Source organism: Frigoribacterium sp. PvP054 (assembly GCF_040547465.1).
Taxonomy (GTDB): Bacteria; Actinomycetota; Actinomycetes; order Actinomycetales; family Microbacteriaceae; genus Frigoribacterium.
On sequence record NZ_JBEPPU010000001.1, the window covers coordinates 211,762 to 230,690 of the forward strand.

General features: G+C 70.8%; 20 protein-coding genes. 5 read left to right on the forward strand and 15 right to left on the reverse strand.

Annotated elements, in window-relative coordinates; genetic code table 11:
* Nucleotides 1-21: 21 nt before the first annotated feature.
* The 8 genes from rnhB to rpsP all read right to left on the reverse strand — a co-directional run bounded on the left by rnhB (nucleotide 22) and on the right by rpsP (nucleotide 4,616).
* A complete protein-coding gene (gene rnhB / locus ABID81_RS00990) occupies nucleotides 22-660 on the reverse strand; it encodes a ribonuclease HII (RefSeq protein ID WP_194594171.1) in 639 nt (212 codons plus the stop codon).
* Nucleotides 657-1,406 (reverse strand): signal peptidase I, encoded by a 750-nt coding sequence (lepB, locus tag ABID81_RS00995; protein ID WP_354592988.1) that lies wholly within the window; start codon nucleotides 1,404-1,406, stop codon nucleotides 657-659. Before lepB ends, rnhB begins: the two co-directional genes overlap by 4 nt.
* 67 nt (nucleotides 1,407-1,473) lie before the next feature.
* Complete coding sequence (rplS, locus tag ABID81_RS01000; RefSeq protein WP_054145615.1) at nucleotides 1,474-1,821, reverse strand: 50S ribosomal protein L19; 348 nt, start codon at nucleotides 1,819-1,821, stop codon at nucleotides 1,474-1,476.
* A 160-nt stretch (nucleotides 1,822-1,981) separates the two neighbouring features.
* Complete coding sequence (locus ABID81_RS01005; RefSeq protein ID WP_354592989.1) at nucleotides 1,982-2,551, reverse strand: hypothetical protein; 570 nt, start codon at nucleotides 2,549-2,551, stop codon at nucleotides 1,982-1,984.
* 78 nt (nucleotides 2,552-2,629) lie between these two features.
* Nucleotides 2,630-3,322 (reverse strand): tRNA (guanosine(37)-N1)-methyltransferase TrmD, encoded by a 693-nt coding sequence (gene trmD, locus ABID81_RS01010; protein ID WP_354592990.1) that lies wholly within the window; start codon nucleotides 3,320-3,322, stop codon nucleotides 2,630-2,632.
* Nucleotides 3,323-3,325: 3 nt separating this feature from the next.
* Nucleotides 3,326-3,955, reverse strand: a complete 630-nt coding sequence (gene rimM / locus ABID81_RS01015; protein ID WP_354592991.1) for a ribosome maturation factor RimM — start codon at nucleotides 3,953-3,955, stop codon at nucleotides 3,326-3,328.
* 4 nt (nucleotides 3,956-3,959) lie between these two features.
* Nucleotides 3,960-4,196, reverse strand: a complete 237-nt coding sequence (locus tag ABID81_RS01020) for an RNA-binding protein (RefSeq protein WP_055971873.1) — start codon at nucleotides 4,194-4,196, stop codon at nucleotides 3,960-3,962.
* A gap of 3 nt (nucleotides 4,197-4,199) precedes the next feature.
* A complete protein-coding gene (gene rpsP / locus ABID81_RS01025) occupies nucleotides 4,200-4,616 on the reverse strand; it encodes a 30S ribosomal protein S16 (protein ID WP_354592992.1) in 417 nt (138 codons plus the stop codon).
* A 303-nt stretch (nucleotides 4,617-4,919) separates the two neighbouring features.
* Between rpsP and ABID81_RS01030 the strand changes: the two genes are divergently transcribed.
* On the forward strand, nucleotides 4,920-6,065 hold the full coding sequence (locus ABID81_RS01030; protein WP_354592993.1) for a glutamate--cysteine ligase: 1,146 nt from the start codon (nucleotides 4,920-4,922) through the stop codon (nucleotides 6,063-6,065).
* 105 nt (nucleotides 6,066-6,170) lie between these two features.
* Here the strand turns inward: ABID81_RS01030 and ffh are convergent, their stop codons facing one another.
* On the reverse strand, nucleotides 6,171-7,742 hold the full coding sequence (gene ffh / locus ABID81_RS01035; protein ID WP_354592994.1) for a signal recognition particle protein: 1,572 nt from the start codon (nucleotides 7,740-7,742) through the stop codon (nucleotides 6,171-6,173).
* Nucleotides 7,743-7,846: 104 nt separating this feature from the next.
* On the opposite strand from ffh, the gene lipB reads away from it, so the two are divergent.
* A complete protein-coding gene (lipB, locus tag ABID81_RS01040; protein ID WP_354592995.1) occupies nucleotides 7,847-8,530 on the forward strand; it encodes a lipoyl(octanoyl) transferase LipB in 684 nt (227 codons plus the stop codon).
* A complete protein-coding gene (gene lipA, locus ABID81_RS01045) occupies nucleotides 8,527-9,513 on the forward strand; it encodes a lipoyl synthase (RefSeq protein ID WP_354592996.1) in 987 nt (328 codons plus the stop codon). Before lipB ends, lipA begins: the two co-directional genes overlap by 4 nt.
* A gap of 72 nt (nucleotides 9,514-9,585) precedes the next feature.
* Here lipA and ftsY read toward each other — a convergent pair whose 3' ends face one another.
* Nucleotides 9,586-10,455: a signal recognition particle-docking protein FtsY gene (gene ftsY / locus ABID81_RS01050; protein ID WP_354592997.1), complete on the reverse strand. Its 870-nt coding sequence runs from the start codon at nucleotides 10,453-10,455 to the stop codon at nucleotides 9,586-9,588.
* A 209-nt stretch (nucleotides 10,456-10,664) separates the two neighbouring features.
* On the opposite strand from ftsY, the gene ABID81_RS01055 reads away from it, so the two are divergent.
* Both ABID81_RS01055 and ABID81_RS01060 read left to right on the forward strand, forming a co-directional pair.
* Nucleotides 10,665-11,681: a TerC family protein gene (locus ABID81_RS01055; protein WP_354592998.1), complete on the forward strand. Its 1,017-nt coding sequence runs from the start codon at nucleotides 10,665-10,667 to the stop codon at nucleotides 11,679-11,681.
* A 99-nt stretch (nucleotides 11,682-11,780) separates the two neighbouring features.
* Complete coding sequence (locus ABID81_RS01060; RefSeq protein WP_354592999.1) at nucleotides 11,781-12,362, forward strand: histidine phosphatase family protein; 582 nt, start codon at nucleotides 11,781-11,783, stop codon at nucleotides 12,360-12,362.
* A gap of 133 nt (nucleotides 12,363-12,495) precedes the next feature.
* Here the strand turns inward: ABID81_RS01060 and smc are convergent, their stop codons facing one another.
* The 5 genes from smc to ABID81_RS01085 form a co-directional block, all read right to left on the reverse strand.
* A complete protein-coding gene (smc, locus tag ABID81_RS01065) occupies nucleotides 12,496-16,179 on the reverse strand; it encodes a chromosome segregation protein SMC (RefSeq protein ID WP_354593000.1) in 3,684 nt (1,227 codons plus the stop codon).
* A 105-nt stretch (nucleotides 16,180-16,284) separates the two neighbouring features.
* Nucleotides 16,285-17,310: a DNA-formamidopyrimidine glycosylase family protein gene (locus tag ABID81_RS01070; protein ID WP_354593001.1), complete on the reverse strand. Its 1,026-nt coding sequence runs from the start codon at nucleotides 17,308-17,310 to the stop codon at nucleotides 16,285-16,287.
* Nucleotides 17,311-17,312: 2 nt separating this feature from the next.
* Complete coding sequence (rnc, locus tag ABID81_RS01075; protein WP_354593002.1) at nucleotides 17,313-18,065, reverse strand: ribonuclease III; 753 nt, start codon at nucleotides 18,063-18,065, stop codon at nucleotides 17,313-17,315.
* Nucleotides 18,066-18,102: 37 nt separating this feature from the next.
* On the reverse strand, nucleotides 18,103-18,306 hold the full coding sequence (rpmF, locus tag ABID81_RS01080; RefSeq protein WP_043593937.1) for a 50S ribosomal protein L32: 204 nt from the start codon (nucleotides 18,304-18,306) through the stop codon (nucleotides 18,103-18,105).
* A 71-nt stretch (nucleotides 18,307-18,377) separates the two neighbouring features.
* On the reverse strand, nucleotides 18,378-18,899 hold the full coding sequence (locus ABID81_RS01085) for a YceD family protein (protein WP_488628691.1): 522 nt from the start codon (nucleotides 18,897-18,899) through the stop codon (nucleotides 18,378-18,380).
* Nucleotides 18,900-18,929: the final 30 nt, after the last annotated feature.

Sequence of the window (18,929 nt, forward strand, 5' to 3'; positions counted from 1 at the left end):
GGTCGTCTGCCCCGGGGTGGCTCAGTGCAACCAGGTGAGCCGGTGCAGCGGCGACGGGCCGAGTTCGGACAGGGCCCCGTAGTGCGCCGACGAGCCGTAGCCCTTGTTGCCGGACCAGCCGTAGCCGGGGTGCACGCCGTCGGCCTCGATCATCAGCCGGTCACGCTCGACCTTGGCGATGACCGACGCCGCCGCGACCGAGGCGCAGTCGCGGTCGGCCTTCACCCGGGTCGTGATGCGGGGCGGGGTGCTCAACTGCGGCGACAGGTAGTCGTGGTTGCCGTCGAGGACGACGACGGACTGCATGATGCCGACGCCGGCGTGGTGCAGGGCGGTCAGGGCACGCTTGCCGGCCAGCCCCAGGGCGACCACGATGCCGAGCCGGTCGACCTCGTGCGCCTCGGCGAAGCCCACCGCGTGGTGGGACACCCACGACGTCGCGAGCGGGTAGAGCGCCTCACGGCGTTTCTCGGACAGCAGCTTCGAGTCGCGCAGCCCCGGGGGGACGTCCAGGCACTCGACGTGCACCGCCCCGAGCCCCACCGCCACGGGGCCGGCGATGGCACCCCGACCGACCTCGTCGCAGCCGATCACCCAGGTGGCCCCGGACGCGTGCAGCTCGCGCTCGAACTCGAGCGTCGGGTCGACGACGGGCGTCATCCGCCCTCTCGCTCGGTCCCGCGGAAGACCTCGGGGTAGTCGCCGAGCCACGTCCAGCGGTCGCTGGGCCAGCTGATGACGAAGGCGCGCCCGACGACGTCGCTCATGGGCACGAACCCCTTGCTCGGGGTCGAACCGTTGTAGCGGCTGTCCTTCGAGTTGTAGCGGTTGTCGCCCATGACCCACAGCGAGTCGGGCGGCACGGTCACCGAGAAGTCGATCGCCGAGGCACGGGTCTCGCCCGGGGGGTAGTTGACGTACGGCTCGTCGAGCGGCACGCCGTTCACCGACATCTGCCCGAAGTCGTTGCAGCACTCGACGGTGTCACCCGGCAGGCCGATGACCCGCTTGATCAGGTGGTCGTTGCTGTCTTGCGCGCCGAGCCCCACCTGCGTGAGGAACCACGAGACGCCGTCGGACACCGGGTTGCCCGTGGTGGTGCTGATGGGCGCCGTGCCGTCGAGCCAACCACCGGGATCGGTGAAGACGACGACGTCGCCCCGCTTGACGTCGACCACGTCGGGCACGAGCTCGTTGACGATGATGCGGTCGTTGATCTGCAGGGTCTGTTCCATCGAACCCGAGGGGATGTAGAACGACCGGATCAAGAACGTCTTGATCAAGAACGAGATCAGGAGCGCCGCCAAGAAGATGACGAGGACGTCGCGCACGAACGTGCCGATGCCCCGCTTCCTGCCGTCGTCGCGTCGAGGACGCAGGGCGCGCCTCACTGTGTCATTCGTCATTTAACCACCCGAGCTCCCAGCCATCTTAGACGGCGGGGAGCTCGGAGGATGTCGCGGGAGGGCGTGACTAGTTGTCGCGCTTCTCCTTGATCTTGGCCTTCTTGCCACGCAGTTCGCGCAGGTAGTAGAGCTTGGCGCGACGCACGGCGCCACGGCTGACGACCTCGATGTGGTCGATGACCGGGGAGTGCACGGGGAAGGTGCGCTCGACGCCGACCTGGAAGCTCACCTTGCGGACCGTGAAGGTCTCGCGGATGCCCTCGTTCTGCTTGCCGATGACGACACCCTGGAAGACCTGGACGCGCGAGCGCGTGCCTTCGATGATGTTGACGTGCACCTTGACGGTGTCGCCGGCGCGGAAGTCGGGGACGTCCGTGCGGAGGTTGGCGGAGTCAACCGCGTCGAGGATGTGCATTGTCGTTCGCTCTCTGCAACCGCCACAGGTCGACTGCGTGTCTGGGGCGCGTCACGCGCCCGTCATGATGAAGAAGGTGTGCTCTGGATCGGCAGACTCCCCTGTGGCAGAGTCGTGCGCAGGCACAAGCGTCAATTGTGCCACAGCGCGGGCACCCCTGTCAGCCCCGCGGCGTGATGGTGATGACGGGGGCGTCGTGATCGTGGCGGGGCACACGCCCGGCGGCGGCCCCGGTGCCCGACGCGGCCCTCTCGAGGTCGGCGAGCGACGAGGCCATGCGGGCCCGCGCCTCCCGGGCGAACTGCCACAGGGCGCAGGCGAACAGACCGACGCCCGCCGCGATCGTCACGACGGCGCACAGCGCGAACAGTGCGGTCGACAGGTCGAGCGACGAGGCCCCGCCGGCGACCTGCGTGAACGCCGAGGCGGAGGTGGAGCCAGCAGAACCGTCGACGATGAAGAACCCGAGGCCGAGCTGCCCGAGCCACGAGAGCGTGAGCAACCCGGCGTCGGGCCACGACACCGCCCGTGACCGGCGCACGCTGCGACGCCCGACGACGACACCCGTCGCGATCGCCTGCCCGACGAAGAGCAGGGGCACGAGCAGCAGTTGCCCGACGAACTGCAATCCCAGCGGCACGCCGAAGAAGGCCCGGCCGAGCAGGACCCAGAGAGGCAACGCGAACACGGCGACCCAGAGAAGGCGGTAGAAGACCCTGCGCATCGTCATGCGTCCGAGGCTACGAGACGATCGTGGGGAACGGCTGCACGATCGGATCGCGGTGGTCGAGCCGGACGGATGGGTCGTTCAGTCGAGCAGGTCGGGACGCACGCGACGCGTGCGCTCGAGCTGCTGCTCGCGACGCCAGGCCGCGATGGCCCCGTGGTTGCCGCTGAGCAGCACCGGAGGCACGTCGAGGCCCCGCCAGGAGGCCGGCTTGGTGTAGCTCGGGTACTCGAGGAGCCCGTCTTCGTGGCTCTCTTCGGTGAGGCTCTCAGGATTGCCCACGACGCCGGGGACGAGCCGCCCGATCGCCTCGATCATCGCCGTGACCGCGACCTCGCCACCGTTCAGGACGTAGTCGCCGAGACTGATCTCGCGGACCGTGGCCCGGGTCGCGGCGTGCTCGACCACGCGCTGGTCGATGCCCTCGTAGCGACCGCAGGTGAAGACCAGGTGCGGTGCGAACGCGAGCTCGCGGGCCGTGGCCTGCGTGAAGGGCGTGCCGGCCGGCGACGGGACGATCATGACCGTGTCGTCGGGTGTCGAGGTGTCACCGAAGACGTGGTCGAGCGCCTCGCCCCAGGGCTCGGGACGCATGACCATGCCGGCACCGCCCCCGTAGGGCGTGTCGTCCACGGTGCGGTGCCGGTCGTGCGTGAAGTCGCGCAAGTCGTGGACCTCGACCTCGAGCAGCTTCTGCTGCCGGGCCTTGCCGAGCAACGAGATGTCGAGCACCCCGAAGAACTCGGGGAAGATCGACACGATGTCGATGCGCACGCGTCAGCGCTCGTCGTCGGGCGAGGAGCCGGCCTCGGGGGCGGATGCGCCGTCGGCTGCGCGCCCGTCGGGCCCCGACTCGTCGGAATCGTCGGCGAGCTCTTCGAACAGGCCCTGCGGCGGGGTCACGACGACCACGCCGGCCTCGACGTCGACCTTCGGCACGATGGCCGAGACGAACGGGACGAGCACCTCGCCCGTCTCGGTGTCGACGGCCAGCAGGTCTTGCGCCGGCAGGTGGTCGACGCGAGCGACCGTGCCGACGACGACACCGTCACGCTCGACGCGGAGACCCACCAACTGGTGGTCGTACCAGGCGTCGTCCTCGTGTGGCAGCTCGTCGGTGTCCTGGTCGACCCAGAGGATCGCCTTGACGAGCGACTCGGCGGCCGTCCGGTCGTCGACGCCCTCGAAGAAGCCCACCGGGTGGCTGTTGTACCAGCGCAACTCGGTGAGCGTGAGGGTCTTGTCGTGCCAGGCGCTCTCGGCGGGCACCTGCAACCGGAACACCGCGCCCGGCACGAACCGCTGCTCGGGGGTGTCGGTGAAGAGCTCGAGCTTGAGGGCGCCCTTGAGGCCGTGGGCCTTGGTGAGTCGCCCCACCCGGAGTTCGGTCTTGCGGTCGGACGGCACGGCTCTAGAGGTCGCCGTCGACGACGTCGACCCGGACGCGCTTGCCGTCGGCCAGCGCGGTGACCAGGGTGCGGAGGGCCTTGGCCGTACGACCGGCACGGCCGATCACGCGACCGAGGTCGTCAGCGTGGACGTGCACCTCGAGGACGTCGCCACGAGGAGAGTTCTTCTCCACGACCTGCACCTCGTCCGGGTGATCGACGATCCCCCGGACGAGGTGTTCGAGTGCAGGTGCGAGCACCGACTACGCCTCGGTGGTCTCGGCGTCGTCGCTGGACTCGGCAGGAGCCTCGGCCTTGGCCGCGGGCTTCTCGGTCTTGGGGACGAGGACCGGCTTCTTCTTCTCGTCGGCGACGAAGGCCTCTTTCGGGGCCTTGGTCTTGACGGTGCTGACGGCGTCGGCGTCGCCCTTGAACTTGCCCCAGTCGCCCGTGAGCTTCAGCAGCGCGGCGACCTGCTCGGTCGGCTGGGCGCCGACGCCGAGCCAGTACTGCGCACGCTCGGACTCGACCTCGATGAGCGAGGGCTCTTCGGTCGGGTGGTACTTGCCGATCTCTTCGATGACGCGACCGTCGCGCTTGGTGCGCGAGTCGGCGACGACGATGCGGTAGTAGGGGGCGCGGATCTTGCCCATGCGCTTGAGACGGATCTTGACAGCCACAATTCTCCTGTGTGATGTGATGTGGGCGAGTTGCCAGCCGTGAGCGTGGGGGCACACTCGGCTCGAAAGCTCTGATGGGAGTCGAACGTCGTCTGATTAGAGGGTCGGACGACAGAAGACTCGACCTCCCATTGTTGCAGACGATCGGCCATCTGAACGAATTGCGTGCCCTCGTGTCCGACAGCGCACCTGTCGACGGTCACCTCGTGCCGCCCCGGTCGCCGACCGGCGGCGCGGACGGCCCGGGCCGGCACCCGGCTGGCAGGATGGACCAGCCCTGACGCCCACGGGAAGGCCACGCGGATGCGCATCGATTTCACGACCTCAGAGCGGTCGACCCTCGGCGTCGAGTGGGAGCTCGCCCTCGTCGACCACGAGACGGGCGACCTCGCACCTCATGCCCCGGCGATCCTCGCCGACCTGGCCCACCTCAACGAGGGCGGACCCGAGCGGTTGACCACCGAACTGCTCACCAACACCGTCGAGGTCGTCACGGGCGTGCACCACCGCGTGTCCGACGCCGTCGACGACCTGAGGGGCACCATCGACCAGGTGCGCGGCCCGGCCTCGGTGCTCGGCGCCGACCTGATCTGCGCCGGGACGCACCCCTACAGCCGCTACGCCGACCAGGAGGTCACGCCGGGCAAGGAGCGCTACGCGACGCTGATCGACCGCACCCGCTGGTGGGGGCGGCAGATGATGATCTGGGGCGTGCACGTCCACGTCGGGATCGACGACCGCGCGAAGGTGCTGCCCGTGCTGAACGGCATGCTGACCTACCTGCCGCACTTCCAGGCGCTGACGGCGTCGAGCCCGTTCTGGGTGGGCGAGGAGACCGGGTACGCCTCGAACCGGGCCCTCATGTTCCAGCAGTTGCCGACGGCGGGCCTGCCTCCGCAGTTCGACACGTGGGCCGAGTACGAGGCCCTGGTCGCCGACCTCACCCACACCGGCGTCATCGACGACCACAGCGAGCTGCGCTGGGACCTCCGTCCGTCACCGAAATGGGGGACCCTCGAGACGCGCGTCTTCGACGGCATCGCCACCACCGAGGAGCTCGCGTCCGTGACGGCCCTCGTCCAGTGCCTGGTCGACGACATGTCCGAGCGGCTCGACCGCGGCGAGACGCTGCCGAGCATGCAGCCGTGGTTCGTCCGCGAGAACAAGTGGCGGGCCGCACGGTACGGCATGGACGCCATCGTCATCCAGAACGCGGCGGGCGACGAGCGGCTCGTGACGGACGACCTGCGCGAGCTCGTCACGACGCTCGAGCCGGCCGCGGAGCGCCTCGGCTGCCTCGACGAGCTGCACTCGCTCGCCACCATCACCGACCGTGGCGCGAGCTACCAGCGTCAACTCGCCGTGGCCGCGACACACGGGGGCGAGCTGCGCCCGGTGGTCGCGTCGTTGGTCCGCGAGTTCGACGAGGGGCTGTCGGCCGCCGAGTGAACCGGGCCGCCCCGCCACGGGGCGTCCGGGCGGGGCGGCACACGACGACGCCCGCCCCGCATCGTGCGGGGCGGGCGTCGTCGACGTCAGGAGGCGCGGGTCGGCTCAGCCGCGTCCGAGCATCTTCTGCAGCGACGCGAGGTCTTCGGGCGAGGGCGCCCCACCGCCGGCGGCACCCGCGCCGCCGCCCAGGCCGAACCCGGAACCGCCCGGGGCCGACGACGTCGGCTTGGCTCCCGTGGCGAGGGCCGCGTTCTGTGCCGCGCGCTTGGCCGGGTTGCCGGCCTTCGAGCCCTTCTTCTTGGGCTGTGCCTTCTTGCCTGCGTAGGAGGCGCCGGGGATCGGGCCCATGCCGGGCACCTGGGGCACGCCACCCTTGGCGACGGTCTTCATCATCTTCGACGCCTGCTCGAAGCGCTGGACGAGCTGGTTCACGTCGGTGACGGTCATGCCCGAACCGCGGGCGATGCGCAGGCGACGTGAACCGTTGAGCAGCTTGGGCATCGCCCGCTCCTGCCTGGTCATCGACTGGATGATCGCCTCGGTGCGGACGATCTCGCGTTCGTCGAAGTTGTCGAGCTGCTCGCGCATGCCCTTGGCGCCCGGCAGCATGCCGAGCATGCCCTTGATCGAGCCCATCTTGCGCAACTGCTGCATCTGCGTGAGGAAGTCGTCGAGGGTGAACGAGTCGGTCGCGATCTTCTGCGCGACCGCCATCGCCTCTTCTTCGTCGAAGGCCTGCTGGGCCTGCTCGATGAGGGAGAGGATGTCACCGAGGTCGAGGATGCGACTCGCCATGCGGTCGGGGTGGAACGGCTCGAAGTCGTCGAGCGACTCGCCCGTCGAGGCGAACATGATGGGGCGGCCGGTGACCGACGCGACGCTGAGCGCCGCACCACCGCGGGCGTCGCCGTCGAGCTTCGAGAGCACGACGCCGGTGAAGTCCACGCCGTCCTGGAACGCCTTCGCGGTCGCGACGGCGTCCTGACCGATCATGGCGTCGATGACGAAGAGCACCTCGTCGGGGTCGACCGCCTTGCGGATGTTCGCCGCCTGCTTCATGAGCTCGGCGTCGACGCCGAGACGACCGGCCGTGTCGACGATGACCGTGTCGTACTGCTTGTCACGGGCGTACTTGATCGCCTGCTTGGCGACCTTGACCGGGTCGCCGACGCCGTTGCCCGGCTCAGGCGCGAAGACGTGCGCCCCGGCCTGCTCGCCGACGACCTGCAGCTGCGTGACGGCGTTGGGCCGCTGGAGGTCGGCCGCGACCAGCATCGGCGTGTGCCCGTCCTTCGCGAGCCACTTGGCCAGCTTGCCCGCGAGGGTCGTCTTGCCGGCACCCTGGAGGCCGGCGAGCATGATGACGGTCGGGGGGTTCTTGGCGAACTCGAGCCGACGCTGCCGACCGCCGAGGATCTGCACCAGTTCTTCGTTGACGATCTGGACGACCTGCTGCGCCGGGTTGAGCGCCTTGCTGACCTCGTCGCCCAGGGCGCGGTCGCGCACCGTGTTCGTGAACGCCTTGACGACGTCGAACGCGACGTCCGCGTCGAGCAGGGCGCGACGGATCTCGCGCACGGTGCCGTCGACGTCGGCGGGGCTCAGCTTGCCCTTGTTGCGGAGGTTCTTGAACGTTTCCGCGAGGCGGTCGGAGAGGGTTCCAAAAGTGGCCATGGTGCGCCCATCTTAACCGACCCCCGGCCTCCTGCGCTGCCGAGCCGCGCCTCCTCGCCGTGGCTTTGTTGTACCGAGTGCATCAATGAGGTTACCCTCGGGGCATGACCACGACCCGACGCCTGGGCGTCACGGGCCCACCGCTCGAGTACGGCGAAGGCTGGCGCCTGCAACGCGAGCTCCACGCCGAGGTCGTGGCCGGTCGACTCGACTCGGCCCTCGTCCTCTGTCAGCACCCGTCGGTCTACACGGCCGGCACGCGCACGCGACCGGAGGACCTGCCCCGCGACGGCTCCCCCGTCGTCCCGGTCGACCGCGGCGGACGCATCACCTGGCACGGCCCCGGCCAGTTGGTGGCGTACCCGATCGTGCGCCTGCCCGAGCCGCTCGACGTCGTCGCGCACGTCCGGGCGCTCGAGTCCTGCCTGATCGACGTGTGCGCGGGCGTGGGCGTGCCGGCGGTCCGCGTCGCCGGGCGCAGCGGCGCCTGGGTGCGGGGCCCGCTCGCGGACGAGAAGGTCGGCGCGGTCGGCGTGCGGGTCGCCGAGGGGGTCACGATGCACGGCGTCGCCCTCACCTGCGACGCCGACCTCGCGGCCTTCGACCAGATCGTGCCCTGCGGCATCACCGACGCCGGCGTGACGAGCCTCAGCCGCGCCTCCGGGAGGCACGTGGCCGTCACCGACGTCGCGGACGCCCTCGAGACCGCCCTGACCGCCTACCTGACCAGCATCGAGACCGCCGGTCGCACGCCGGCCCGACCCGACCCCGTGGGAGCCCACCGATGACGACGACCGCACCCGAGGGCCGACGCCTGCTGCGCGTCGAGGCCCGCAACGCCGAGACCCCGATCGAGAAGAAGCCGACCTGGATCAAGACGACCGCACGGCAGGGCCCCGAGTACCGCGCCCTGACCGACCTCGTCGTCGACAAGAAGCTGCACACCGTGTGCCAGGAGGCCGGCTGCCCGAACATCTTCGAGTGCTGGGAGGACCGCGAGGCCACCTTCTTGATCGGCGGCTCGCAGTGCACCCGCCGGTGCGACTTCTGCCAGATCGACACCGGCCGGCCGAGCCCGGTCGACCGTCGCGAGCCGCTCTCGGTCGCCGAGTCGGTGCGTGAGATGGGGCTTCGCTACGCCACTGTCACGGGCGTCGCACGCGACGACCTCGACGACGGAGGCGCGTGGCTGTACGCCGAGACCATCCGCCGCATCCACGAGCTCAACCCGGGCACCGGCGTCGAGATCCTCGTGCCCGACTTCAACGGCGACCCCGAGAGACTGGGGCAGGTGTTCGCCGCCCGCCCCGAGGTGTTCGCCCACAACGTCGAGACCGTGCCGCGCATCTTCAAGCGCATCCGCCCCGCGTTCACCTTCGAGCGGTCGCTCGACGTCATCACGCAGGGGCACGACGCCGGCCTCGTGACGAAGTCGAACCTCATCCTCGGCATGGGCGAGGAGCGCGACGAGGTGATCGACGCCCTCGAACGCCTCCGGGAGGCGCACACCGACATCGTCACGCTGACCCAGTACCTGCGCCCCAGCCCCCGGCACCTGCCGGTCGCACGGTGGGTGCACCCCGACGAGTTCGTCGACTTCCGCGAGATCGCCGAGGACATGGGCTTCAGCGGCGTGCTCGCCGGGCCGCTCGTCCGATCGTCGTACCGGGCGGGCCGGCTGTGGGCACGGGCGACCGAGGCGCGCGGCGGCGTCGTGCCCGAGGCGTTGCGACACCTGCTCGAGGCGGGAGCCGGGCGCCAGGCCGTGTGACACGACCCCGGTCGAGATCGCAGGAGGCGCGAGTCACCCGACCCGCGCCTCCTACGACCTCGACCGGGCTCGCTACGCGATCAGGTTCTGGACGAACACGTGCGGCGTGAAACCGGTGAGGTCGCCGATGCCCTCGCCTTGCCCGACGAGCTTGATCGGGATGCCGGTCTGCTCTTGCACGGCGAGGACGAACCCGCCACGGGCCGATCCGTCGAGCTTCGTGAGGACGAGGCCGGTGACCCCCGCGTGCTCGATGAAGGCCTGGGCCTGGGCCAGGCCGTTCTGGCCGGTGGTCGCGTCGAGCACGAGCAGCACCTCGGCGATCTCGGTCTGCTTCTCGATGACGCGCTTGATCTTGCCGAGCTCGTCCATCAGGCCCGACTTGGTCTGCAGGCGCCCGGCCGTGTCGATCAGGACGATCTCGATGCCCTCGCGCATGGCGAGCTCGACCGTCTGGAACGCCACCGACGCGGGGTCCTGCCCCTGCTGCTGCGGGCGGACGATGCGCGCCCCGGCACGGTCGGCCCAGGTCGCGACCTGCTCGACGGCCGCCGCGCGGAAGGTGTCGGCCGCCCCCACGACCACCGAGCGGTCGTAGTTGCGCAGGAACTTCGCGAACTTGCCGATCGTCGTCGTCTTGCCGACGCCGTTGACGCCGACCATCAGGACCACGGCGGGACGGGCGCTGAGCTTGAGCGTCGAGTCGAGCTTCGACAGGCGCTCCTCGAGGGTCTCGCGCAGCATGCGCTTGAGGTCGGCCGGGTCGGTGGTCGAGTAGCGCTGCACCTTCGCCTGCAGGTCGTCGATGATCTGCTCGGTGACGTCGGGGCCGAAGTCGGCGCCGATCAGGGCCGCCTCGAGGTCGTCCCACGTCGTCTCGTCGATCGTCTTCTTGGCGAACATGCCACGGAGGGCACCGGAGAGGGACCAGGGGGAAGCCATGCGCGCCAGCTTATTCGGCCCCGCGCGAGACCGCGGACGTGCAGAGGCTGTAAGCTCGCCGGGTTGAAGGGGAGTACTCCCGCGCGGTGGCGTCGTCAATACGGAAGAGACCGATCTCGACCCGGTGCACCGGTTCGCAGCCGTCCTGATCAGGACGCGACGCGAGTGGAGGAGACCTTCGGTACCCGCTGCGTACTGGAGGTACACACATGGACGTCCATTTCCTGACCTGGGCGATAACCATCGCCGGCATCATCGGCCTGCTGTTCTTCGACTTCTTCAGCCACGTGCGCACGCCCCACGAGCCGACGATCCGCGAGTCGGCGATCTGGTCGTGCGTCTACATCGGCATCGCCATCCTGTTCGGCGTCGGCGTCGGCGTCTTCTCGAACTGGACCTTCGGCGGTGAGTACTTCGCCGGCTACATCACCGAGAAGGCCCTCTCGGTCGACAACCTGTTCGTCTTCCTGATCATCATGACCAGCTTCGCGGTGCCCCGCATCTACCAGCAGAAGGTGTTGCTGGTCGGCATCGCCATCGCCCTGCTGTCGCGTGGTCTCTTCATCGCCGCGGGCGTCGTCATCATCGAGAACTTCTCATGGGTCTTCTACCTGTTCGGCATCCTGCTGTTCTGGCTCGCCTACAGCCAGGTCAAGGGCGGCCACGGCGACGACGAGAAGGACGAGGCCGACAGCAAGCTCATCCGCGCCCTGCGCCGCGTCATCCCGACCTCGACGGACTACGACGGCCAGAAGCTGACGACGAAGGTCGACGGCAAGCGCCTCTTCACCCCGCTCTTCCTCGTCATGGTCGCCATCGGCCTGACCGACGTCCTCTTCGCCCTCGACTCGATCCCGGCGATCTTCGGCCTCACGCAAGAGGCGTACATCGTGTTCACGGCCAACGCGTTCTCGCTGCTCGGCCTGCGCCAGCTCTACTTCTTGATCTCGGGCCTGCTCGAGCGCCTCGTCTACCTGGCCCAGGGCCTCGCGGTCATCCTCGCCTTCATCGGCGTCAAGCTGCTGTTCCACGCCCTGCACGTCAACGAGGTGCCGTTCATCAACGGCGGTGAGCCGATCACCTGGATCCCCGAGATCCCGATCTGGTTCTCGCTCGGCTTCATCGTGCTGGTGATCGCCGTCGCGACCGTCGCCAGCCTCGCCAAGACGCGCCGCGACGCGCGGGCGAAGGCCGGCGTCACGGAGACCACCGACCGCGACCACTGACCACCCCACGGGCGGCCCCGCCCCGGGCCGCCCGTCGTCATCCCGCCCTCCACTCCCCCGCGGCACGCCCGCGACCGCACCACTGAACGGAACACCTCGATGCGCCTCGAACTCATCCGCCACGGCCAGACCGACTGGAACCGCGCCGACAAGCTGCAGGGCTCGTCCGACATTCCCCTCAACGACACGGGGCGCGGTCAGGCCCTCGAGGCGGCACGCCTGCTGGCCGGCGTCGAGTGGAGCGCCATCGTCTCGTCACCGCTCGGCCGGGCCCGCGAGACCGCAGAGATCATCGCGGGTGAGCTCGGCATCGAGCTGGGTGACGCCTACGACGAACTGATCGAGCGCGACTACGCCTCGCACGAGGGTCGCACCCCCGAGTCACCCATCCCCGACGAGCCCAACGCCGACTACCCCGACATCGAGCCCCGCGAGTCGGTCGCCGCCCGCGGCATCGGCGCGCTCGAGATGATCCGCGACACCCGACTGCCCCTCGACGGGGACGACGCCCACATCGTCGTCGTCTGCCACGGCACGATCATCCGCTTCACCCTCTCCGAGATCCTCGGCCGCGAGGTTCCGCACATCGAGAACGCCGCCGCGAACACCGTCGAATGGGACGGCAGCTCCTGGCGCGTGCTGAGCATCAACGGCGGGGTCGTCGACACGCCGATCGACTGACCCCACGGTGCCCCACGGGGCCCGGCGACGACGGAGGAGGCGCGGCCACGCAGGTCGCGCCTCCTTCGTCCGTACCGGGTCGGGCGGGCGGCCGGCGGGCCGGGCGGGGCCGGTCGGGCCGAGGCAGGGCCGGTCAGGCCGGGGCCGGGGCGGCGGTGCCGCGCTCGGCGACGACGCGCTGGCCGACGACGGCGCTGACGCCGTCCTGCCGCATCGAGACGCCGTAGAGGGCGTCGGCGATCTCCATCGTGCGTTTCTGGTGCGTGATGACGATGAGCTGGCTGGACTCGCGGAGGTCCTGGAAGATCGTCAGCAGGCGGCCGAGGTTCGCGTCGTCGAGCGCCGCCTCGACCTCGTCCATGATGTAGAACGGGCTCGGCCGGGCCTTGAAGATCGCGATGAGCAACGCGACGGCGGCCAGCGACCGCTCGCCGCCCGAGAGCAGCGAGAGCCGTTCGATCTTCTTGCCGGCCGGCCTCACGGTCACCTCGATGCCGGTCGCGAGCAGGTCGTCGGGGTCGGTCAGGTGCAACGAGCCGCTGCCGCCCGGGAAGAGGATCGGGAACACCCGGTCGAAGGCGGCCTGCGTGTCCGCGAAGGCACTGGCGAAGACGGTCTGCATCTTGTCGTCGATCTCGTCGATGATCGTCAGGAGGTCCCTCCGGGTGCTCGTCAGGTCGGTCAGCTGCTCGGTGAGGAAGAGGTGTCGCTGTTCGAGCGCCGCGAACTCTTCCAGGGCGAGCGGGTTGACCCGGCCGAGCTGCGCGAGCTTCTTCTCGGCCACGGCCAGGCGACGCTGCTGAGCCGTCCGGTCGAAGGGCACGCCCCGGGGAGGCGCGGCATCCGCCCCCGGGACGCGTGCGTCGTCGGGGTCGTCCCCCGCCTCGCCCGCACGGTCGGCGGGCTCCCCCGCCCCGTCCGCGTCGCCGGCCGCGTCGACGTCGACCAGGTCGACCTCGTCGTCGACGAACGGCCGGGCCACGACGTCGTCGTCGCTCGGCACGGGGACGTGCGGACCGTACTCGGCCACGAGGACGTCCTCGTCGAGACCGAGCTCGGAGCCTGCCCGCTCGAGCAGCCCGGACAGGTGCAACCTCGTCTCGTAGATCTCCATCTCGAGGCCGTGCACGCTCTCGGTCACGGTGCCGAGCCGGTCGCGCAGCTCGCGCTCGTCCCGACGCAGCGCCTGCAGCTCGGCGTTCTGCTCGGCCCGGGCGGCCTCGGCCTCGGCGAGCACCGCCCGGGCCTCGGCCACCGACCGCGCCACCGCGTCGAGGACGGGCGGCAGCGCCTCGAGCACCGACGACGTGGCGGCCATCTGCCGCTGCCGTTCGACCACCTGCCGGGCCTGGCGTTCGGCGGCCGCCCGTTGGTCGTCGAGCTGACGCTGGAGGGCCTCGGCACGGGCGATCTCGGCCCGGACCCGTTCGCGCACGGTCTCGAGGGCGATGCGGCGCTCGGTCTCGACCGCCCGCGCGGCCTCGACCTCGGCCAGCAGGCCGTCCCGCGCCGACGCGTCGAGCAGCGGGCGAGGACGGGCGGCGTGCTCGTCGTGGGCCGCCTCAGCCGCGTCGACGCCTCGGACCGCCGCGTCGACGGCTTCGGACGACGCATCGAGCGCGGTCGAGAGACGGTCGACCTCGGCCTCGGCCGCCTCGACCCGGGCACGGAGGCGACCGAGCTGCTGCCCGTGGGCGGTGACCCGCGCCTCCTCGTCGCGGGCGGCGGCCGCCGCCTCCTTCGCGCGGGCACGCGTCGCGGCGAGTCGACCGCGGACGTCGGCGAGTTCGGGGGCGAGCCGCTCGATCTCAGTGGCGACCCCGGTCAGGCGCTCGGCGGCCGCGTCGCGCTCGGCGACGAGCTCGAGACGCGATCGTCCGGCACCGGACCCGCCCCGCAGCACGTAGTCGGTCAGCACCTCGCCGACGCGCGTGATGACGGTGACCGGCACGGGGTGGCCGGCGAGGGCGCGCCAGGCCGAGCGGGCGACCGCGAGGTCGTCGGCCACGACGGTGGCGGCCAACAGGCCGAGCACCCCGGGAGGCGCGGTGACGACGGTCGTGGCGGCGACGGCTCCAGTCGGGAGCTCGACGTCGAGCGTCGCCAGGGGGCGCTCGGGCTCGGCCACGACGACCTCGACCCGCCCGAGCCGGGCCTCGGTGGCGTGCGCGACGGCGCCGGCCGCGGCCTCGACGTCGTCGGCCAGCACCGAGTCGACGATGCTGCCGAGCGCCGCGGCGATCGCGGCCTCGTAGCCGGGCCGCACCTGGACGTGCTCGGCGACCAGGCCACGGATGCCCGGACGGCCCGCGGACGCGAGCGCGGCCGTGGCGTCGTCCTGGTCGAGGGCCAGCGACAGCGCGCTGCGTCGGGCCGCGAGGGCGTCGCGCTCGCGCTCGGCGACGTGCAACCGGTCGCGCAGCTCGTCGACGCTGGCTGAGAGGGCCGTCACCTCGGCCTCTGCCTCGGCCTGGACGGCCGCGTGGTCGACCCCGTCGCCCTCGACGCGCGGCGACCGCCGCTCGAGCTCGGCGTACTCGACGCGTCCGGCGTCGCGACGCGCCTCGGCGGCCTCGAGCGCGGCACGCTGCCGCAGCTGCTCACCGCGCACGGCCGCGAGCCCCGAGCGCGCGGTGTCGAGCGCCCCCCGCAGCCTCGTCGCGTCGAGGTCGTGCTGCGAGACGAGGACGGCTTGCGCCTGGATCTCGACGTCGAGGGCGTCGAGCGAGGCACGGGCCGTCGCCAGCTCGGCGCCCGCCGCACCGACCGCGGACTCGGCCTGGGAGACGTCCCCGCGCAGACGCTCGGCCTCGTCGCGCGCGTCGGCGACCATGCCCGAGCTCACGGTCGTCGCCACCGCGGGCTGCTCCGCCTGCTGGGCGAGCAGCTGCAGTCGCTGCTGGGCCAGGCTCGACAGGCTGCGGAGGCGTTCGTGCACCGACTCGAGCCCGAAGGCCACCCGGCGGGCCTCGTCGACGGCGTCGCCGACCATGGCCTGCTCGAGTCGCTGCTCGCGCTGCTTGGCCTGGTCGAGCCGTTCGTGCAGGACGTCGCGTTCGCTCTTGCGCTCGGACTCGGTGCTCGTCCGAGCGGTCAGCGAGGTACGCAGGGCGACGACCTCGTCGGCCAGCAGGCGGGCCCGGGCGTCGCGGACGACCGCGGCGATGGTCTGCGCCTCGCGGGCGATCTCGGCCTGACGACCGAGGGGCTTGAGCTGGCGACGGATCTCGCCCGCGAGGTCGCTCAGGCGCGTGAGGTTGGTCTGCATCGCGTCGAGCTTGCGGAGGGTCTTCTCCTTGCGACGCCGGTGCTTGAGGATGCCCGCGGCCTCTTCGACGAAACCCCGGCGGTCCTCCGGGGTGGCGTGCAGCACCGCGTCGAGCTGCCCCTGGCCCACGATCACGTGCATCTCGCGGCCGAGACCGGAGTCGCTGAGCAGCTCTTGCACGTCGAGCAGACGACAGCCCTCGCCGTTGATGGCGTACTCGCTGCCCCCGTTGCGGAAGAGCGTGCGGCTGATCGTCACCTCGGCGTAGTCGATCGGCAGGGCCCCGTCGGAGTTGTCGATCGTGAGGACGACCTGCGCGCGGCCGAGCGGGCCGCGCGTCGAGGTGCCGGCGAAGATGACGTCCTCCATCTTGCCGCCGCGCAGGTTCTTCGCCCCCTGCTCGCCCATCACCCACGCCAGGGCGTCGACCACGTTGCTCTTGCCCGAGCCGTTGGGGCCCACCACGCAGGTGACGCCCGGCTCGAAGGCGAACGTGGTCGCCGAGGCGAACGACTTGAAGCCCTTGAGCGTGAGGCTCTTCAGGTGCATGCGCCGCGCCTCCTCGGGACTCGTGACGGGTGGTGACCCGCGCTCAAGGATACGGGCGGGTGGCCCGTCGACCGGGGAGGCGGGCGGCACCGACGGCACCGCGGGTCAGCTCGTGCGGACCCTCTGACAGCGGGGGCAGAAGTGGCTGGACCGGTTCATGAAGGCCTCGCGCACGATCGGGGTGCCGCATCGCGGGCACGGGCGCCCCTGCTGCCCGTAGGCGGCGAGGCTGTGGCTGAAGTAGCCCGACTGGCCGTTCACGTTGACGTACTGGGCGTCGAAGCTCGTGCCCCCTTCGCCGAGCGCCTTGAGCAGCACGACCCGGATCTCGGCCAGCAACACCCGCGCCCGGGCCGTCGAGAACGTCTCGGTCGGCTGCTCGGGGTGGACGCGTGCGGCCCAGAGGCTCTCGTCGGCGTAGATGTTGCCCACGCCGCTGAGCAGGCCCTGGTCGAGCAGTGCCCGCTTGACGCCGGTGCGACGGGCCAGCAGCCGCGTGAGCACCCGGGGCTCGTCGAAGGCCGGGTCGAGGGGGTCGCGTGCGATGTGCGACACCTGCTGCGGGACGCGGCGCACCCAGGCGGCCGGGTCGTCGTCGGTCCCGGCGACGTCGGGTTCGGGCGTCGCGCGCCCTGGGGCCCGACTGTCGGACACGGCCTCGGCGTCGGCCTCGGAGCCCAGGAGGCGCGCGCCGGCGAACCCCGCAGCCCGCCCGTCGAGGGTGGGCACCGTCTCGTCGAGGGCCATCGAGCCGAAGATGCGCTGGTCGACGAAGGCGAGGCGCACGGCCCCGTGGGACGGGCTCTCGACGTCGAGGCGGATGCGCATCAGGCGGTCGGGGTCGGCGTCGCGACTGCGGAGCAGCACCTGCCCGCTCATGCCGAGGTGCGCCACGAGCGCCAGAGGATGCTCGTGCGGCTCGGCCGGCTCGAACGGGAACCAGAGGAACTTGCCCCGTCGGACGGCGGAGTCGATCGTGCCGCCGACGAGCCGGTCGACGAAGTCGTCGCTCGGGCCCCGATGCCGTTTGAGCGACCGCTGGTCGAGCACGTCGACGGCTGACACCACGGCGCCGGCCACGACCGGGTGGAGCCCGGCACGGACGACCTCGACCTCGGGGAGTTCGGGCACGGTCAGTCGGAGGTCGCGGCGGCCCGGCGGGCGGCGGCCACCCCGGCGGCCGAGGCGTTCAGCGTCGTCCAGGCCTCGAGGGCCGCGGCCATCTCGGCCTGCTTCTTGCTGCTGCCCGACCCCTCGGCGACGCCCTGCTCGTCACCCAGGGCGACGACGGCGTGGAACCGCTTGTCGTGGTCGGGCCCGCTGTCGGTCACCGAGTACGACGGCATGCCGCGCCCGAGGGCGGCGGCGAGCTCTTGCAGGCTGGTCTTGGGGTCCATCGCGGCGCCGAAGCGGTCGGGGTCGACGAGCAGCGGCGCGACGAGCCGCAGCACCAACGCGGTCGCGGCCTCGCCCCCGGCCTCGAGGTACGTCGCACCGATGATCGCCTCGACGGTGTCGGCGAGGATCGAGTGCTTGTCGCGTCCGCCCGTCAGCTCTTCGCCGCGGCCGAGCCGGAGGTGCGGGCCGAGCCCCACGATGCGGGCCACCTCGGCCAGGGCCACGGTGCTCACCAGGCTCGCCCGACGCTTGGCGAGGTCACCCTCGTCGAGGTCGGGGTTCTCGGTGAACAGCATGACCGTGACGGCCTGCCCGAGGATCGAGTCGCCGAGGAACTCGAGGCGCTCGTTGTTGCCCACGCCGCCGTGCTCGTACGAGTACGACCGGTGGGTGAGAGCCTGGTCGATGAGGTCGTCGCTCAGCTCGATCTGCAGTCGGGACAAGAGAACAGCCCGGTCGGCACCAGGGCTCGACTCGGGCTGACTCATGCGCTCACCGCGGGGGTGGACGGGTTCACGTCGGTGATCAGACGTCGGCGACCTTGCGGCCCTTGTACTCCATGTACAGGGCGGTGCCGGCGCTGTCCTCGACGACCTTGGCACGGTGCGGGAGGCTGTAGGTGACCTTGCCGTTCTCGATCGTCTTGACGAGCTGGACCGGCGTGGCCTTCCACTGCGAACGACGAGCGTGCGTGTTCGAGCGTGACTGTTTGCGCTTCGGGACGGCCATGGGTTTCTCTTCTCTCTGTCGGCGCCCTCACGGGTGCCTGGGTCTGACGGTGGTGGGTGACGCGGTGGTGTTCAGTGCTGCGCGTCGGGCGAGTGCGGGTCGTCTCGACCTGCGCTCTGTGACGTGCCGTCGGCGGGTGCCGATTCAGCCTGGAACCCTGCCAGGGCCGACCAGCGGGGGTCGACGATCTCGCGGGGCTGGTAGTCGGGGATGTCGTCCACGCGCTCGCCCGTTTCGGGGTCGAGGCCCGGACAATCCGGCCGACAGACCGGCTGGAAGGGCAGTGACAGAACCACTGCGTCTCTGACCACTGGTTCAAGATCCACGTGATCGTCTTGAACCTGATAGTCAAAAGCTTCGTCGACATCGTACGCGAAAAGCTCGGCGAAATCGACTTCGACCGGCTCGGCGATGTCGCGCAGGCAGCGGCTGCACTCGCCGACGGCCGTGCCCGACACGTGGGCGGACACCAGGATGCCGTCGTGCAGCCCCTCGAGCTTGACGTCGAGCTCGAGCTCGGCACCCTTCGGCACCGCGATCTGGCCCTCGCCGAGCTTCTCGGGCACGACGACCTCGAGTTGGTGCTCGCGCATCTCGCCCGGACGGTGCACGAGGTCGAACAC

What these genes read in the sequence shown, in the direction of transcription:
- rnhB (WP_194594171.1), bottom strand. Translation starts at nt 660, where the DNA reads ATGACGCCCGTCGTCGACCCGACGCTCGAGTTCGAGCGCGAGCTGCAC.
- lepB (WP_354592988.1), bottom strand. Translation starts at nt 1,406, where the DNA reads ATGACGAATGACACAGTGAGGCGCGCCCTGCGTCCTCGACGCGACGAC.
- rplS (WP_054145615.1), bottom strand. Translation starts at nt 1,821, where the DNA reads ATGCACATCCTCGACGCGGTTGACTCCGCCAACCTCCGCACGGACGTC.
- ABID81_RS01005 (WP_354592989.1), bottom strand. Translation starts at nt 2,551, where the DNA reads ATGACGATGCGCAGGGTCTTCTACCGCCTTCTCTGGGTCGCCGTGTTC.
- ABID81_RS01030 (WP_354592993.1), top strand. Translation starts at nt 4,920, where the DNA reads ATGCGCATCGATTTCACGACCTCAGAGCGGTCGACCCTCGGCGTCGAG.
- ffh (WP_354592994.1), bottom strand. Translation starts at nt 7,742, where the DNA reads ATGGCCACTTTTGGAACCCTCTCCGACCGCCTCGCGGAAACGTTCAAG.
- lipB (WP_354592995.1), top strand. Translation starts at nt 7,847, where the DNA reads ATGACCACGACCCGACGCCTGGGCGTCACGGGCCCACCGCTCGAGTAC.
- lipA (WP_354592996.1), top strand. Translation starts at nt 8,527, where the DNA reads ATGACGACGACCGCACCCGAGGGCCGACGCCTGCTGCGCGTCGAGGCC.
- ftsY (WP_354592997.1), bottom strand. Translation starts at nt 10,455, where the DNA reads ATGGCTTCCCCCTGGTCCCTCTCCGGTGCCCTCCGTGGCATGTTCGCC.
- ABID81_RS01055 (WP_354592998.1), top strand. Translation starts at nt 10,665, where the DNA reads ATGGACGTCCATTTCCTGACCTGGGCGATAACCATCGCCGGCATCATC.
- ABID81_RS01060 (WP_354592999.1), top strand. Translation starts at nt 11,781, where the DNA reads ATGCGCCTCGAACTCATCCGCCACGGCCAGACCGACTGGAACCGCGCC.
- smc (WP_354593000.1), bottom strand. Translation starts at nt 16,179, where the DNA reads ATGCACCTGAAGAGCCTCACGCTCAAGGGCTTCAAGTCGTTCGCCTCG.
- rnc (WP_354593002.1), bottom strand. Translation starts at nt 18,065, where the DNA reads ATGAGTCAGCCCGAGTCGAGCCCTGGTGCCGACCGGGCTGTTCTCTTG.
- rpmF (WP_043593937.1), bottom strand. Translation starts at nt 18,306, where the DNA reads ATGGCCGTCCCGAAGCGCAAACAGTCACGCTCGAACACGCACGCTCGT.
- ABID81_RS01085 (WP_488628691.1), bottom strand. Translation starts at nt 18,899, where the DNA reads ATGCGCGAGCACCAACTCGAGGTCGTCGTGCCCGAGAAGCTCGGCGAG.